The 15229-nt window shown below is 71.8% G+C and carries 12 protein-coding genes and 1 pseudogene; 11 read left to right on the forward strand and 2 right to left on the reverse strand.

What is annotated here, in order from left to right:
* Nucleotides 1-31 precede the first annotated feature (31 nt).
* From HDA41_RS32285 to HDA41_RS32330, 10 genes are all read left to right on the forward strand, one after another.
* On the forward strand, nucleotides 32-2575 hold the full coding sequence (locus HDA41_RS32285) for a penicillin acylase family protein (RefSeq protein WP_184990256.1): 2544 nt from the start codon (nucleotides 32-34) through the stop codon (nucleotides 2573-2575).
* A 1-nt stretch (nucleotide 2576) separates the two neighbouring features.
* Entirely contained in the window at nucleotides 2577-3056 is a 480-nt protein-coding gene (locus tag HDA41_RS32290) for a hypothetical protein (RefSeq protein ID WP_184990258.1), read from the forward strand.
* A gap of 38 nt (nucleotides 3057-3094) precedes the next feature.
* Nucleotides 3095-3295 carry an MbtH family protein gene (locus HDA41_RS32295; protein ID WP_184990266.1) on the forward strand — a complete coding sequence of 67 codons (201 nt, stop codon included), beginning with the start codon at nucleotides 3095-3097 and terminating at the stop codon, nucleotides 3293-3295.
* A 40-nt stretch (nucleotides 3296-3335) separates the two neighbouring features.
* Entirely contained in the window at nucleotides 3336-4652 is a 1317-nt protein-coding gene (locus HDA41_RS32300; RefSeq protein WP_184990268.1) for a cation:proton antiporter, read from the forward strand.
* A gap of 16 nt (nucleotides 4653-4668) precedes the next feature.
* Nucleotides 4669-6567 (forward strand): amino acid adenylation domain-containing protein, encoded by a 1899-nt coding sequence (locus tag HDA41_RS32305; protein ID WP_184990270.1) that lies wholly within the window; start codon nucleotides 4669-4671, stop codon nucleotides 6565-6567.
* Nucleotides 6564-7520 (forward strand): chlorinating enzyme, encoded by a 957-nt coding sequence (locus HDA41_RS32310; RefSeq protein ID WP_184990278.1) that lies wholly within the window; start codon nucleotides 6564-6566, stop codon nucleotides 7518-7520. Before HDA41_RS32305 ends, HDA41_RS32310 begins: the two co-directional genes overlap by 4 nt.
* Nucleotides 7517-8665: an alpha/beta fold hydrolase gene (locus HDA41_RS32315; RefSeq protein WP_184990280.1), complete on the forward strand. Its 1149-nt coding sequence runs from the start codon at nucleotides 7517-7519 to the stop codon at nucleotides 8663-8665. The genes HDA41_RS32310 and HDA41_RS32315 overlap by 4 nt, the downstream gene beginning before the upstream one ends.
* A gap of 109 nt (nucleotides 8666-8774) precedes the next feature.
* The gene (locus tag HDA41_RS32320) at nucleotides 8775-10175 is read left to right on the forward strand and encodes an FkbM family methyltransferase (protein ID WP_184990282.1); all 1401 of its coding nucleotides are present in this window, start codon (nucleotides 8775-8777) and stop codon (nucleotides 10173-10175) included.
* Nucleotides 10172-10915: a thioesterase II family protein gene (locus HDA41_RS32325; RefSeq protein WP_184990284.1), complete on the forward strand. Its 744-nt coding sequence runs from the start codon at nucleotides 10172-10174 to the stop codon at nucleotides 10913-10915. Before HDA41_RS32320 ends, HDA41_RS32325 begins: the two co-directional genes overlap by 4 nt.
* Nucleotides 10912-12084 carry an acyl-CoA dehydrogenase family protein gene (locus tag HDA41_RS32330; RefSeq protein ID WP_184990286.1) on the forward strand — a complete coding sequence of 391 codons (1173 nt, stop codon included), beginning with the start codon at nucleotides 10912-10914 and terminating at the stop codon, nucleotides 12082-12084. Before HDA41_RS32325 ends, HDA41_RS32330 begins: the two co-directional genes overlap by 4 nt.
* Before the next feature lie 9 nt (nucleotides 12085-12093).
* Here the strand turns inward: HDA41_RS32330 and HDA41_RS32335 are convergent, their stop codons facing one another.
* Both HDA41_RS32335 and HDA41_RS41725 read right to left on the reverse strand, forming a co-directional pair.
* Nucleotides 12094-14478, reverse strand: a complete 2385-nt coding sequence (locus HDA41_RS32335; protein WP_268251509.1) for a helix-turn-helix transcriptional regulator — start codon at nucleotides 14476-14478, stop codon at nucleotides 12094-12096.
* Nucleotides 14479-14618: 140 nt separating this feature from the next.
* Nucleotides 14619-14741 carry a hypothetical protein gene (locus HDA41_RS41725; RefSeq protein WP_260423375.1) on the reverse strand — a complete coding sequence of 41 codons (123 nt, stop codon included), beginning with the start codon at nucleotides 14739-14741 and terminating at the stop codon, nucleotides 14619-14621.
* Nucleotides 14742-14843: 102 nt separating this feature from the next.
* Between HDA41_RS41725 and HDA41_RS43030 the strand changes: the two are divergent.
* Nucleotides 14844-15037 (forward strand): annotated as a pseudogene (locus tag HDA41_RS43030) (ISAzo13 family transposase); the annotation flags it as partial.
* Nucleotides 15038-15229 lie beyond the last annotated feature (192 nt).

The raw sequence follows: 15229 nt of genomic DNA on the forward strand, positions 1-15229 counted from the left end.
AGATCACCCGACCCGCCCGAGGAGGAGTGTCGTGGCATGGGTACGCCGCTCAGGCAACCTGCTGTGCGCGCTGGTCGTCGCACTGGCGATGATGCTGTTGCTCGGTGCGGGCTACGGACCGGTCCCCGCACTCGGCCGGGCGCTGGCCCCGGCCGGCGGTGTGTGGGACTCGGCCGGCGCCGATCCGACGGCCCACGACGAGACCCTGGACCTGTCCGGCCTGTCCCGGCCCGCGAAGGTGACGTTCTCCCGGGACGGCTATGCCGCCGTCGACGCGGCGAGCGATCGTGACCTCTTCGTCGTCCAGGGCTATGTGACGGCTCGCTTCCGCATCGCACAGATGGACCTCGCACGGCGTCTCGGCAGCGGGCGGCTCTCCGAACTCAACGGACCGGCCCAGCTGGAATCGGACCGGTTCGAACTCCGGCTGGGGCTGCTGCGCAGCGCACGCGCCGAGTGGGCTGCCTACGAGCCCGGGAGCACCGTGCACGAGGCCCTGACCGCCTACGCCGAAGGCGTCAACGCCTGGCTGCAACGGCTCGGCGAGACCGGCGAGTGGCCGGTGATCTACGGCCTGACCGGGGTGCGCCCGCAGCGCTGGACTCCGGTGGACAGCCTCGTCGTCCAGAAGGTCTTCACCCAGCAGATGGACTTCAGCACCGCACCGCTCACCTACGAACTGCTGCGTGGCTCCCTGGGACAGAAGCGGACGGCGGAGTGGTTCCCGCACCATGCCCCCACTCCGCAGCAGCCCTACGACCCGGGCCCGTACCGCACCCTGCCCCTCGACCCCGTACCGACGCCGGACGCCAACGCGGCGGCGCCCACGGCGGCGGCCGCACCCGCATCCCCCGAACCGGCCGCGTCCCCCTCCGCGACCGCACAGGCCGCGGGACAGCTCCTGGCCGAGCTCGGGCAGCTCCCCTACGCCGGCCGCCAGGAACGCTTCAACAGCAACGCCTGGGCGGTCAACGGTCCCGCGGCCGGCGGCGGCAGCATGCTCGCCGGTGACCCGCACATCGGCGTGAGCCTGCCTTCGTCCTGGTTCCAGATCACCCTGCGCTCGCCTGGCTACCGGGTGTCGGGCGGCAGTCTGCCCGGCGCACCCGGCGTGGTCCTGGGACGCAACGAGCACCTGTCCTGGTCGCTCACCAACGCCTCCAGCCAGGGGACGTTCTACTACAAGGAGAAGACCTCCGCCGACCGGCCCGGCGCGTACTACTGGAAGGGCGCCTGGCGACAGATGGAGAAGGTCCACTACACCATCCCGGTCCGCGGCGCCGACCCGGTCGGACTCGACGTGGACCTCACGGTGCACGGCCCGGTCATGACCATGAAGAAGCAGACGCTGGCGGTGACGTGGATGGGTAACCGCAGGTCGGACGACCTCGGTGCCATCCTCCGCGTCAACCGGGCCCGGAACCACACCGAGTTCCGCGCGGCGCTGCGGAACTGGCGGGCGCCCGCGATGAACTTCGTTTACGCCGACGACAAGGGCGGCATCGCGGCGATCAGCCCCGGCACCTATCCCCAGTTCCCCGCCGGGACCGAGCCGTGGCGTGCGATGTCGGGCACCGGCGACGACGAGATGACCGGCACCATTCCGTTCGACGCCGTGCCCCAGGTCAGAAATCCGCCGGGGCATGTGATCTCCTCCACGAACCAGCGGCAGGTCGGCGAGGACTACCCGTACTACCTCGGCACGGCCGGGTACTTCGACCCCGGCCACCGGCAGTCCGTGATCCTGGACCGCCTGGGTGAGGACGGCACGCTCACCCCCGCCGACTTCGCCGCCCTGCAGAACGACGTGACCGACGAACTCGCCGCACGCCTGGTGCCCGCATTGCTCGCGGCACTGGACAAGGACGGACTGAACGCCCGGCAGCGCGCCGCCCGCGATCTGCTGGCCGCATGGGACCACACGATGGACGTCGGCTCACCCGCCGCCTCGATCTGGTGGACCTTCCTCTCCGGCTATCTGTCGGACGTCTTCGGCCCGTGGTGGGACGCCCAGGACGTCCCCGCGGACGAGGACCGCTCCCTGGACCTGACGAGCCTCCCGATCCCGCTGCGTGAGGCCCTGGAGCACTGGACCCTGCACGACCCGGACAACGAGGCGTTCACACCGCCCGGCGGAGTGCGCCGGGACGCGCCGGCCGTCATGCGCTCCGCGTTCGGCCGGGCCGTGGACGACCTGGCGGACCGGTTCGGACCCCGCCCGGCCACCTGGACCTGGGGCAAGCTGCACAGCCGGGAGATCGTCGCGATCACCGGGGCGCCCGGGCTCGGCTACGGCCCCTACGCGGACGGCGGGGACCCCTGGACGGTGAACGCCGCCGGCGGCGACCTCACCTCCGACTTCGGACCGAGCTGGCGGATGATCGTGCGGTGGACGGGCCCAGGGCGTGGCTCGGCCACGGCGGTCTACCCCGGCGGGCAGAGCGAGAATCCGGCATCGCCCTGGTACACCAACCTGGTCGCCCGCTGGCGGGACGGACGCGCACTGCCGCTGCCCGACCCCTCGGGCCGCTCCGCCCTCGACGGCGCGGCATGGACCGTTCGGCCGGGAGGCTGAGATGACCACATCCACACGGTCGTCCCCCGACCGGGCCGCGGACCGGGACCCGGCCCCCGGTGCCGCGAGCTGGGCCCGGCGCGTGCCGCGCTGGGCGCCCGGTGTACTCGGCGCCGCCGCGGTCGCCGTCGGAGCCGCGCTCGGGCAGTGGTATGCGCCGGCGCTCGCCGGTGCGGTCCTGGGAGTCGTGGCGGGCGTCCGCGGATTCGGATTTCTCAGGACCGCCGTATGGGCCGTCGTCCTCGGCCCCCTCGCATGGGTGCCCGCGCTGTTGCCCTGGTACCTCGCAGGAGCGGCCGTCACGACCGACCGGACGGCGGCAGCGCTGGCCGGTGTGCCCGACCTCGGCGTCACCACACTGACGCTGACCCTTCTGGTCGCCCTGGTCCAGGTGCTGGTCGGTGTTTGGCCGGGGCGCGCCGCCCACGGCCTCCTCCGCCACGCCCCGCGGCGCCCGCGGCAGCCGCCGGACCCGGAGTGAACGCAACCCCCACGGATGCGAACGAGCAAGGAGCGAACATGCCCGATGCGGAAGCCGAGCGTTTCGTCGTCGTCGTCAACGACGAGGAGCAGTACTCCATCTGGCCGGACGGCCGGGCGGTGCCGGCCGGTTGGCGAGCGGTGGGCCGGGCCGCCGACAAGGACGCGTGCCTGGCCTACATCGACGAGCACTGGAGCGACATGAGACCGCTGAGCCTGCGCCGGGCGATGGACTCCTGACGCCCGCGGTTCCCGCCCGACCAGTGAGTGGAGGACACAGATGAGTACTGAGGCCGTCGTCGCGCACGTCGTCGGCGTCATCGGCCTGATCATGCTCGTGTCCTCGGTGCTGGGATCGGTCGTCGCCAGATTCAAACAGCCGACGGTCATCGGGCAGATACTGACCGGCATCCTGCTCGGCCCGACCCTCCTGGGGCGGCTGCCGTACGGTGTGGCGGACCGGCTCTTCCCGGACGAGATCCTGCCGTACCTGTCGGTCCTCGCCCAGGTCGCCGTCGTGATCTTCATGTTCGTCGTGGGCTACGAGATCGACTTCCGGGTGCTGCGCGGCCACAGCGGCGCGGTCTCCCTGGTGGTCTGCGGCTGCCTGCTGGTACCCATGGCCCTGGGGGCCGGGGCGGTCCTGATGCTGCCCTCGGCATTCACGGCCCTCGGCGAGGACGGGACCGGCAGCCGGTCCTTCGTCCTGTTCCTCGCGGTGGCCGTGTCGGTCACGGCACTGCCGGTGCTGGCCGCGATCGTGCGCGAACGCGGCATCGCGGGAACCGTGCCCGGGCAGCTCGCGATGACGGCCGCGGGGATCATGGATCTGGTGGTGTGGGTGGCCCTCGCCGCGGCCGTCGCCGGCTCCTCGCACACCGCCGGGCGGCCGGTCTGGCTGACGGCCCTGCTGGCCGCGGCCCTGATCCTCGGCCTTGCCGGCGTGGTACGGCCCGCGCTGCGCTGGTGGACCGAGCGGTCGAGCGCACGCCTCCTCGACCAGGTGCCCCTGGCCGTCGTACTGATGACGGGTTGCGCCTGGGCCACCTCGTCGCTGGGTCTGCACACCGTGTTCGGCGGCTTCCTCGCCGGGCTGGTCATGCCGCGGCCCGGCGGCTACCAGGACGCAGATCTGCTGAAGTCCATGGAGGGCGCGTCCCGGGTCCTGCTGCCGCTGTTCTTCGTCGTCACCGGCCTTTCGCTGGATATCGCCGCACTGGGCGGGGCCGGCCTCGCGGTGCTCGGCCTGATCCTGTGCATCGCCGTGGTCGGTAAGGCCGTCCCGGCCTACGCGTCGGCCCGGCTCGCCCGGCTCGGGCGGCAGGACTCCGCCACCGTCGCCGTCCTGCTCAACACCCGGGGGCTGACCGAGCTGATCGCTCTCGACGTGGGCCTCACGGCAGGAATCATCCATCAGAGGCTCTTCGTCGTCCTCGTGCTCATGGCCCTGATCACCACGGCCATGACCGGCCCCCTGCTCTCCCTGCTCGACGGTCGGCGCAGGGCCGGGCACGGCGGAACGACCGGCGCGGGGCCGACTTCCGCGGAGCAGCCGCGGTGGAGCGAGGAAACCGATGTCATACACAGACCAACGTGACCGAGAAGGAGGGCGGATGAGCCGAGAGGTGCACACGATCACCGAGAGGTTCCGGGACGCGGTCACGCGATTCCCGGGCAGGACAGCGGTCACGGCGCCGGACCAGGACCTCACCTACCGGCAGCTGGACGAGCGGGCGGACGCGCTCGCGCACGCACTCGTCCGGGCGGGAGTGCGGCGGGGTTCGCCGGTGAGCCTGGTGACGCCGCGCACCACGGACATCGTCGTGGGGATGCTCGGCATCCTCAAGGCGGGTGCCGCCTACGTCCCCATCGACCCGGAGTACCCACCGGCCCGGATCGCGTGGTCCATCCGAGACAGCGGCTCCGCCGTCGTCGTGACCACCACGGCGGCCGCGGACACCCTCTCCGGCCTGGAATCCGACGCAGGCGTCGGCGTCATGGTGCTGGACGATCTGCCCGCCGCGCCCGAGGGCCCTGCGCCCGCACTGCCGGACGGCGACGGCGCCGACCTCGCGTACGTCATCCACACCTCGGGAACCACCGGCACCCCCAAGGGAGTGCTGGTGGAGCACCGCAGCGTGCTGCGCCTGTTCGATGTGGTGCGCGAGCAGTTCGAAATCGACGAGCACGATGTGTGGTCGGTGTTCCACTCGGCCGCCTTCGACTTCTCGGTGTGGGAGATCTGGGGGGCACTGCTGTTCGGCGGACGCCTGGTGATCGTTCCCCGGGAGGCGGCCCGGTCGCCCGAGGCGTTCCGCAGGCTGCTGGCGGGCGAAGGCGTCACTGTGCTCAGCCAGACACCGTCCGCCTTCCACCGCCTCGCGGCGGCCGACGCACGCACCGCCGACGGGCCCGGTGCGCTGCGGCTCGTGGTGTTCGGCGGCGAAGCGCTGGACACGGCCGCCCTCCGGCCCTGGGTGGACCGGTACGGGACCGACCGCCCCCGGCTGGTCAACATGTACGGCATCACCGAGGCGACCGTGCACGCCTCCTGCCGCCCGCTGGAGCGCGCCGACGTGGACCGCGGCGGGCCGAGCCCGATCGGGATCCCGCTGTCCGACCTGTCCTTCCACGTGCTCGGTGAGAACGGGAGGCCGGTCGCCGACGGTGAGCCGGGGGAGCTGTTCATCGAGGGCCCCGGCCTGGTCCGCGGCTACCTGAACCGCCCGGAGCTGGAGGCGGAGCGGTTCCCCGAGCACACCGGCGCGGACGGGGCGCGCCACCGCCGGCTGCGCACCGGCGACCGTGTGGTCGCCCTGCCCGATGGCGGCTACGGCTATCTGGGCCGGGTCGACGACCAGATCAAGCTTCGCGGCTATCGCGTCGAACCAGGCGAGATCGAGAGCCTGCTGGCCGGACATGACGAGGTGGCGCGCGCCCTGGTCGTCCCGCACGACTACGGTGAGGGAGACGTCAGGCTCGTCGCCTACCTCGAAACCACGGCGGCCGAGGCGCCGCTCGCCGCCGAACTGGCCAAGCTCGCAGAGACGTTGCTGCCCGCGCACATGCGCCCCGCCCGGTACATCGCGCTGAGCTCCTTCCCGCTCACGCCGCAGAACAAGGTCGACAAGCGGCGGCTGCCCGCGCCGCAGACCACGGATGCCGACGGCGCCACACCGCACGATGGCGGCCCGCTCGGCACCGAGGATCGGATCACGTCGGTCTGGCGCGCCGTCCTCGATGTGCCGGAGGCGGACCGCGACGCGGACTTCTTCTCGCTCGGCGGCACCTCCCTGTCGCTGCTGCGGATGTTCGCTCAGGTCAACGAGGAGTTCGCGATCGACCTCGACATCACCGTGCTGATCGACGGCGCGACCGTCGGCGCGCTCGCCTCGCACGTCGACGCGGCTCTGGCCGACCGTCCCGGCCCGCCCCGTACGGCAGCGAGTGCCCGAGCCCATGAGCCTCATCCGGCCTCCCCGGGCCGCCCGACCCCAACGGAGACACCATGACCGTGCAGGCAGCAGACTTCTCCCTCAGCAAGGACGAACTGGAGGCATTCCACCGCAACGGCTACGCGGGCCCCTTCACGCTCTACGAGCCGGACGAGATCAAGAAGGCGTGGGGCAGGACCCGTCTGGAACTGCTCGACCGCAGCGCCGCCGTCTACCAGGACGACGCGGCCATATCCGGCAGTACCAACATCTCCAACTACGACCGCCACCTGGACCACGGATTCCTCGCGGAGCACGTCACCCGCCCCGAGATCGTGGACCGGGTCACCGGCATCCTCGGCCCCGACCTGCTGTGCTGGCGCACCGAGTTCTTCCCCAAGAACCCGGGCGACGAGGGCACGGACTGGCACCAGGCCGACACCTTCGCCAACGCCTCGGGCACCCCGCAGATCCTGTGGCCGGGCGGTTCGCAGTTCGGCGGCACCATCACCGTGTGGTGCGCGTTCAGCGAGGCGACCGTCGACCTGGGCTGCCTTCAGTTCATCCCGGGCACGCACGAGTCCATGAACTACGACGAAACCCGCCGGATGCACTACGCCCCTGAGCGGAACACCTCGGTGGAGAAGAAGGGCGTGCGACGCGGCTTCTTCGGATACGACTACCGGGAACTCCAGATCGACCCCAACTGGGAGCCAGACGAGTCCCAGGCGGTGTCCATGGAGATGCGGGCCGGGCAGTTCATCGTGTTCTGGTCCACCCTCATGCACGCCTCGCACCCGCATCTCGGTACGACCCGGGAGATGAGGATGGGGTACGCGGCCCGCTACGTTCCCACGTCCGTACAGATCTACCCCGGGACCGACGTCATCGAGGAGTACGGCGGCGCGGTGAGCCTGGACCACTACGGCGCCGTGCTGGCGAGCGGCGAGGACCGCTTCGGCCACAACCGCATCGCCCGGGAGACCACCCGTGGGCTGCCGTTCAAACGCCGGTCCGGGCAAGCCCGATGACGGACTCCCTGAGCCGTCTCGCCGAGGCGCTCAAGGACGCGGAATCCCTGATCCGCGCCGTCCCCGAGGGCCTCCGGGTCGCCTCGCCCGGTCCGGCGGCACAGTTCCAGCACCGCCTCGACCTGCTCACCGGAGAACTGGGCCTGCCGCGGCTGGAAGTGACGCCGGACCCCGCGCCGTTGTGGTCCGTGGAACTGGCCCTCAGCAGATACCTGGCCCGCGCGGACACCTGCGCCGACGGGAGTGCCGCCACCGGCCGGGACGGTGCCCAGGCGGCCGCCCGGTTCCTGGCCGACACGTTCCCCAACGGCCCCGCCGTGGTCGCCGCCCGTGACGGCAGCCCGTTGCGCTGCTGGGCGGCCGGGCCCGTGGACGCCCCGGCCGTGGCCCTGGTCACGGCCTGCGGCATGCCGGCGGGCCTGGCCGCCGGCTGGATGCGTGCGCTGTCCGGCAGGTTCCGGGTGGTGACATGGGAGAGCCGGGGCCTGTTCCCCGTACCGGGCGGCCAGGGCCCGGCCGCGCTCGGCGGCCACGACCTGACTGCCCAGGCTGATGACCTGCTCGCGGTGCTCGACGGCCTCGGCATCCGGCAGGCCCACGCCATGGGCCTGTGCGGGGGCGCGGTCGTGGCACTGGCCGCCGCGGCCGACGACGACCGGGTGACGTCGCTGAGCCTGTGGCACGGCGACTACGAACTCGGGGACGAGGCCCCCAAGACCCAGCACCAGAGCGACGTGCAGCCGATGCTGGCCATGGTCGCGCGCAGCGAGGGCAAGGCGGCCGGGCTGCACGCGCTGATGCGCCGCCCCGTCGTACTGGACGCCATGCGCGCGGACATCGCCCACCACCTCATCTATCCGTATGCCACGCCCCTGCTGCTGCACCGCTACGGCCTGCTCAACGGCGCGATCATGTCCACGGACTCCCGCCCGTACCTGTCGGCCCCGCAACCCGCCCTGGTGGTGACCAGTCGGGACGACACCACCGCACACCCCGCCGGTTCCGTGTACGTCGCGGGACAGCTGCCGGCCGCGACGCTGGTCACCCGGCCGACCGGTGACCACCTCTCCGCGTTCGACGCGGGCCCCGAGGTGGTCGCGCTCGCTGAGAAGTTCCTCTGCGAGGTCACGGGGGACCGCACGTGAAACGGCCGCCCCGCTGCCGCCACCGGGCGCCTCCCCGCAGCAGCCGGCGCCCCCGCGCCGTCCACCCCTGTGCAGCGCCCGCCCGATGCGATCACGAAAGTAGGGACACATGAGTCACCCGGCCGGCAACGGCGAGGCCGCGGCGGCCCTGCGCGAGCACGACGCGGTGGCCGACGCCCTCGTGGAGATCCCGCCAGACGGCACGGAGCCCGTCGTCCATCTGGTACCCGATCCGAACGGCGCGCCGATGCTGCACCGTGCGGTGGCCATCGAGGCGGCGGGTCGGCTCGGGGCCCTCGCCTGGCACGAGCCCGCCGACGACCTGCGGGTGGCCGGGCTGAACCGCAGCGAGACCGACTTCCTCCACCGCGAGATCTTCCTCGACAACGCCTACTTCCGGCACGGCATCGTCCTCCCCGGGGACGCGGTTGTCGTGGACGCCGGAGCCAACATCGGCATGTTCACCCTGTACGCGGCACGGCACAGGCCTGCCACGCGGTTCGTCGCGATCGAACCGGTCGCGGAACTCGCCGCCGCCGTCGCGGTCAACGCCGAGCTGTACGGGCTGGACGTCACCGTTGTGGAGAGCGGACTCGGCAGCGCGGTGGGGGAGATGGACTTCACCTTCTATCCGCGCAACAGCGTGATGTCGGGCGCACACGCCGACGCCGAAGAAGACCTCCGCTCGCTCCACAGTTATCTGCTCACCGGAGCGGGCGACGACAACGGGGACGGGCTCGACCGGCTCGCCACCGACCGGCTGGCCGTCGAGCACCGGCGCATCCCCGTCACCACGCTCGCCGAGGTCGCCGCCGAGCACGGCCTGGACCGGATCGATCTGCTCAAGATCGACGTGGAGAAGGCCGAGGCGGAGGTGCTGGAGGGCATCGACAGCACGCTGTGGGAGGGGATCCGTCAGATCGTCATGGAGGTGCACGACACCGGGGGACGGTTGGCGTCCGTCGTGGCGAGCCTGGAGCGCAAGGGATTCACCGTCTCCCACGAGCAGGATCCGCGGCTGACGGGAACGCCCTGCGTCAACGTGTTCGCCCGGCGCCCGGACGGACCCACCCGGATGACGCCCGCTCGCGCCACGGCCACGGGTCCGACCCTGCGGCGGCTGGAGGCGGAGCTGCGCGACCTCCTCGCCCGGCGGGTTCCCGGCCTGGCGCCGCCCCGGCGCTTCGTCCTCGCCTGTGGGCTCGACGGAATCGCGGCTCGCTCCACCACCGTGGCGCACGGGGCCGTGCCGCACACGGCGCGCACCGACGTGTTCACGCGGCTCTGGGCCGGCATCTTCGGCCCCGAGGCGGTGCGTCCCGACGCGGACTTCTTCGACCTCGGCGGCGACTCCCTGACCGCGATGCGGCTGCTCGTACAGCTGGAGGAGGAGCTCGGGGAGGATGCGCTCGAACCGGATATGATCTTCACGACGAGCACGTTCGCCGAGCTGGCGGCCGCCGTTCAAGCCTCCGGCCACGACCCGTCCCTAGCGGACCGGCCCGTATGACCGCGGCGAGCCGGTGGTTCCACCGCCCCGATCCACGGCCGCACGCCCGCATCCGGCTGGTGTGCCTGCCGTACGCGGGTGCGGGCGCCGCGGTCTTCAAGGGCTGGGCGGAGCGGCTGGCCGCCGACGTGGAACCCCTCTGGGTGCGGCTGCCCGGCCGGGAGAACCGGCTCCGCGAACGGCCGCTCGCACAGTGGCCTGAGCTCGTCGACGAGTTCGCCGCGGCACTGACGGAGGAGGTGCCGTCCCCGTATGTGCTGTTCGGACACAGCATGGGCGGGATGGTGGTGTACAAGACGGTGACCTCGACGGCGCTGAGCCGCGTGCCCGAGCGTGTCGTGATCTCCGCCTGCCGGGCACCGGACGTACCGCGTGCGGTGCCCGCGCTTCACGAACTGCCGGAGGAGGAGTTCGCGAGGGGGCTTGCCGACCTCGGCGGGGTGCCCGCGGAAGTCCTGGCGGGCCGCGGTCTGTTCAGGATGCTGGAGCCCATGCTCCGCGCCGATCTGCGGCTCGCGGAGACTTGGCCGCCGGACCCGCCCGGGCCGGTGCCGGTTCCGCTCACCGTGCTCTGGGGCGATGCGGACCACGTGGCGCCGCGTGCCGCCGTGGAGGCGTGGCGCCGGCTCGCACTCGGCGGGTACCGGGGCCGGGAGGTGGCCGGAGGCCATTTCTTCCTCACCGATCCGGCCGCCGGCGTCGTCGAACTGCTCAATCGTGAAATCGGAGGGTGCGGATGACTCGGTCCGTGTATCTGACCCCGCGCCACGAGGAGTTCCGCGCCAGTGTGCACGCGTCGCTCGCGACGCTCATCGTGCCCGAGGCCGAGGCCTGGGAGCGGGACGGCGCCGTGCCGCATTCGGCGTGGCGGATGCTGGGCAAGGAGGGATATCTGGGTCTGTTGCATCCCGAGCGGGTGGGCGGCAGCGCACAAGACCTGTTCACCTCCGTGGTCTTCCTGGAGGAGCTGGGCCGTACCGGATTCGGCGGCCCGCGCGCCGCGATCTCCGTACACGCCTACATGGCCACGCACTATCTGGCGGTGGCGGACGATCCCGTCCTGGACCGCGCGTACCTGGCACCAGCCGTCCGCGGCGAGCGGGTAGGCGCGTTGGCGATCACCGAGCCCGGTGCGGGTGCCGATCTGTCCGGCATGGCCACGACGGCAGAGCGGGACGGCGACCACTATGTGGTACGCGGGGTGAAGTCCATGGTCAGCAATGGGCTCACCGCAGATTTCCACGTCGTGGCGGTCCGCACCTCGCCGCACACGGCCTCCGGCCCGCGTGGGGCGACGGGCCTGTCCCTTCTGGTGATTGACGCCGGTCTGCCCGGTGTCGGCGTCGAACCGGTCCGTACGCTGGGCTGGCGGGCCGCCGGCACGTCGACGGTGACCTACGACGGGGTACGCGTGGCTGCCGACCGCCTGATCGGGCGGCCCGACAGCGGCTTCTACCAGCTGATGCGCAGCCTCCAGTTGGAACGCCTCGTCGCGGCCGCCGCCGCGCTGGGCGGTATGGACCGCTGCCTGGAGGACCTCCGGCAGTTCCTCAACGGACGCCGGGCGTTCGGCGGGACCCTCGCACAACTCCAGGCCCCGGTCCACCGGATTGCCGATCTGGCCACCGAGCTGGCGGCCGCCCGCCAGCTCGTCCACCACGCGGCCTGGCTGTACGAGCAGGGCGAGCTGCCGGCCACCGAGTGCTCGATGGCCAAGCTGCACACGACCGAGCTGGCGTGCCGCCTGGCCGACGCGAGCCTCCAGCTCCAGGGATCGGCGGGCTATCTCGAATCCTCCGCCGCAGCCCGGATCCAGCGGGACGCTCGCGCGGCCACTATCGCCGCCGGGCCCAGTGAGGTGATGCGCGATCTCGTCGGCCGCGCGGTCCTGCGGACATCGGCGCTGTGATCGCCGCGGTCACAGCGCCATGTGCCCTTCCCTGCCCACGAGTGCGGCGAGCTGCGCCCGGGAGCAGAGGTCGAGCTTCTTGAAGATCCGCGCCAGATACGTCTCCACCGTCTTGGGGCTCAGCTCCAGGGTCCGGGCGATCTGCTGGTTGGTCCGGCCGTTGCTGACCAGTACGGAGATCTGCCGCTCGCGTCCGCTGAGCCGCTGCAGCTCGGTCGTGGCCTCCGGAAGCCGCTCGCCCGCTCCGGTCTCCGCCTCGGCCACGGGATCGGCACCGGACTCCTGCGCTCGCGGCAGGGGATCCTGTCCTGTCCGGTCCGCCACCACAGGGGTGCCCGACGCGCCCGGATGGTCGATCCGTCCGTGCAGGGCACGGGCCTGGCATGCCTGGAACGCGCTGCCGATGCGGTCGGCGGCCTGCCGGGCGTAGTCGGCGCGTCGCTCGGCCGCGGCGGTCTCCCCGACGCCCAGCAGCACGTGTCCCGTCAGCGTGGTCAGCTGGGGAACGATGTAGTGCAGCCGGTGCCGGGTGGCGAGACCGAGTGCGCGGTCCAGATGTCCGAGCGCCGCGGTGTCCTGGCCGAGTGCGTGCTCGGCGCGGCCGAGCCAGTACAGCGTGTCCAGCGAGGGCCGGAGCGTCTCGTCGGGCAGCTTGTCGATCAGCTTCGCCGCCGCCACGACCCGGTCCGCCGTCAACCCGTGCGTATCGCCGTCGGCTGCGGACGCCAGCGACTGGAGCGCCGACAGGAGCGCGCGGAGTGCGGGGCGGAAGCCCGTGTCGTCCACGGAGGTGCCGATCGTCAGCGACAGCTGCGGTTGGCCGGCCTCAAGCATGGTCGCTAACAGGGCACCTGCCGTTCGGGCCCGTGTCTCGTGGGCGTCCGGCGGCAGGTTGGCGATGGCCTTCTCCAGCAGTTCGGCGGACTCGGCGTGCCGGCCGAGGAGGCGCAGCACCTGGGCCCGCCACAGCCAGGCGTCTCCGCTGGTGTCCATCTCGTCGGGCGGGGTCCGGTCGAAGGCGGCCAGGCTCTCGGTCAGCTTTCCGCTCAGCGCCAGGGCGATGGCGAGGTGCAGGTGCTGCTGCCGGCTTCCGTCCGGCCGGTGCGGAAGCAGGTCGAGCGCGGCCCGCATCCAGGACGCGGACTGGTCCGGTCGCTCCCACAGGGTGGCGCTCGCGGCCTCCTCCAATATGCGTATGCCGGCCGTGTCCTGGCTGTCGAGCACGCTGCGGCCCAGATGCCGGGCGATCTGCGGCGGCGGAGACGCGCGGCCGCGCAGGACCGCTGCCGCGCGTGTGTGCGCACCGAGCCGCCAGGCCGCCCCGGCCATCTGGTAGGCCGTACTACGCAGCGGCCGGTTCCGGAATCGGAAGGTCCGCCTGGTCTCGTCGGGTCGCAGGATGTCCTGCCGAACCAGTTCGTCCACGCCGGCCGTGGCCTCGGCCTCGGTCACCTGCGCGGCCTGCGCGAGCAGTGCCGTGTCGAAGGGCTCCTGGACCAGGGCCGCTGAATGCGCCACGGTCCGGCCGAGCGGCGAGAGGCCGCGGAACTCGCGCAGCAGGGAGATGGGCGGCTCGGCGGAACCGGACGGTCCAGCGAGGCGGGCCGGGTCGGGTGGCTCGTCCTCCTCGGCCCACTGGTCGAGCCGTCTGAGGGCGCGGAGCAGTCCCGGGGAGCCTTCGGACGCCGTGCGCAGGCGGTGCTGCTGGGACGGGATGAGGCCGTCCGGCAGCAGCTCCACGAGGTCCTCGTCGGCCAGCGGCCGCAGCTCGATCCGGGCGGAGCGGCCTGTCGCCGCCGCCTCGTCGAGGAGGATGCGCAGGTTGTGCTGGTCCTGTCGCGGCCGGTGTGCGACGACCAGGAGCACGCGGGAGGTGGTGGGGTGCCGGACGAGGTAGTCGAGCAGTAGGACCGACTCCTCGTCGGCCCAGTGCATGTCATCAATGATCAGCAGCAGCCGGTGGCGGGAGCCGAGATTGTCGAGGAGGGAGCGGACCGCGTGGAAGGCATGGTTCATCTCCGACGGGTTTCCGGGCAGCACCACGTCGTGGGCGTGGCGGGCCAGGGTGGGGAAAATCCCTGCCAGCCACGCCATGTGATGCGGGGGGAACCCGTCCACGAGAGCGTCGCCATACGGCGTGAGGAGGTCGTCGAGGGCATCGGCGAACACTCCGAAAGGCAGGACCTCGAGCAGGGATCCGGCCGCCGTCAGGGCGACCTCCCAGTTCTGGCCGCGCGCGAGATCGCCCAGGACGTCCAGAAGAAGGGACTTGCCGATCCAGGGATCGCCGCTCACCTCGACGAGGCGCACGCCGGGGTCGTTCTGTTCGAGGATCCGTGCCAGCATGGCCAGTTCCCGGTCTCTCCCGCACAGGCGGTCCGGCTGCTTGCCCACCGGGGCCGCGGGCGGGGGGAGGGGGGTGGGGATTGGGGAAATGAGCTCGACTGGCTCGGTGCCCTCAAAACTCAGCAAGTATGCACACCTCGTTTCTGGAAAAGGCAACTACGGATCGCGACGCGCCGTTCCGGGCGGTCTCAGTCGCTGGCGAACGCGGATTTGTCGAAGCCGCCGCCGCTCTTGGCCTGGTGGCTGTGGTCGGGCACAACCGGGCCCAGCGGGGTGACGTAGGCGGCACCAACCCGACCCGAAGCCAGCACCCTCACAAGATCACCAACAGAGTCATGGCCGCGAGTCATGGGCTCGCAGATCATTAACGCCCAGTTTTCAGTTCTGTGCCTCGTTGGCGCGGTAAGAGCACGGTGGAGGGGCGACAGACATCGCTGGCTGTCAAGCCCGAGGTGGTTTTTCCGCATCTCGACAAGTGGCAGCGTCGTCTGTCGACAGGAGCGGAGGCCAGGTCGACAGGCCATGGCGGCCGCGCGAACTCGACTCGGGGGGAGCTCTCTTGGCACGTGCACGCCGACTGGGCGGGGGCCATGAGCCTGTGGTCGAGACCGGGGCCCGCATCGGCGACCGGCGGATGGACGCCCTCCCACTGAACCGCCAGGACCCGTTCGACCAGCCCAGCCGGGACCTCGCACGGCTGCGCCATCACGCCCTTACCGGGCTGACCAACGCGGAGTGGGACATCCTGACCGCCAGCCTGACCACACTCCATGACGAACTGCGAGAAGAGGCTCTGGAC

It is taken from the genome of Streptomyces caelestis (genome assembly GCF_014205255.1).
In the GTDB taxonomy this organism is placed as follows: Bacteria; Actinomycetota; Actinomycetes; order Streptomycetales; family Streptomycetaceae; genus Streptomyces; species Streptomyces caelestis.

Excerpts from the sequence above, each read along its gene's own strand:
- HDA41_RS32325 (WP_184990284.1), top strand. The coding sequence starts at position 10,172 with ATGACCGCGGCGAGCCGGTGGTTCCACCGCCCCGATCCACGGCCGCAC.
- HDA41_RS32330 (WP_184990286.1), top strand. The coding sequence starts at position 10,912 with ATGACTCGGTCCGTGTATCTGACCCCGCGCCACGAGGAGTTCCGCGCC.
- HDA41_RS32300 (WP_184990268.1), top strand. The coding sequence starts at position 3,336 with ATGAGTACTGAGGCCGTCGTCGCGCACGTCGTCGGCGTCATCGGCCTG.
- HDA41_RS32290 (WP_184990258.1), top strand. The coding sequence starts at position 2,577 with ATGACCACATCCACACGGTCGTCCCCCGACCGGGCCGCGGACCGGGAC.
- HDA41_RS32320 (WP_184990282.1), top strand. The coding sequence starts at position 8,775 with ATGAGTCACCCGGCCGGCAACGGCGAGGCCGCGGCGGCCCTGCGCGAG.
- HDA41_RS32315 (WP_184990280.1), top strand. The coding sequence starts at position 7,517 with ATGACGGACTCCCTGAGCCGTCTCGCCGAGGCGCTCAAGGACGCGGAA.
- HDA41_RS32310 (WP_184990278.1), top strand. The coding sequence starts at position 6,564 with ATGACCGTGCAGGCAGCAGACTTCTCCCTCAGCAAGGACGAACTGGAG.
- HDA41_RS32295 (WP_184990266.1), top strand. The coding sequence starts at position 3,095 with ATGCCCGATGCGGAAGCCGAGCGTTTCGTCGTCGTCGTCAACGACGAG.
- HDA41_RS32305 (WP_184990270.1), top strand. The coding sequence starts at position 4,669 with ATGAGCCGAGAGGTGCACACGATCACCGAGAGGTTCCGGGACGCGGTC.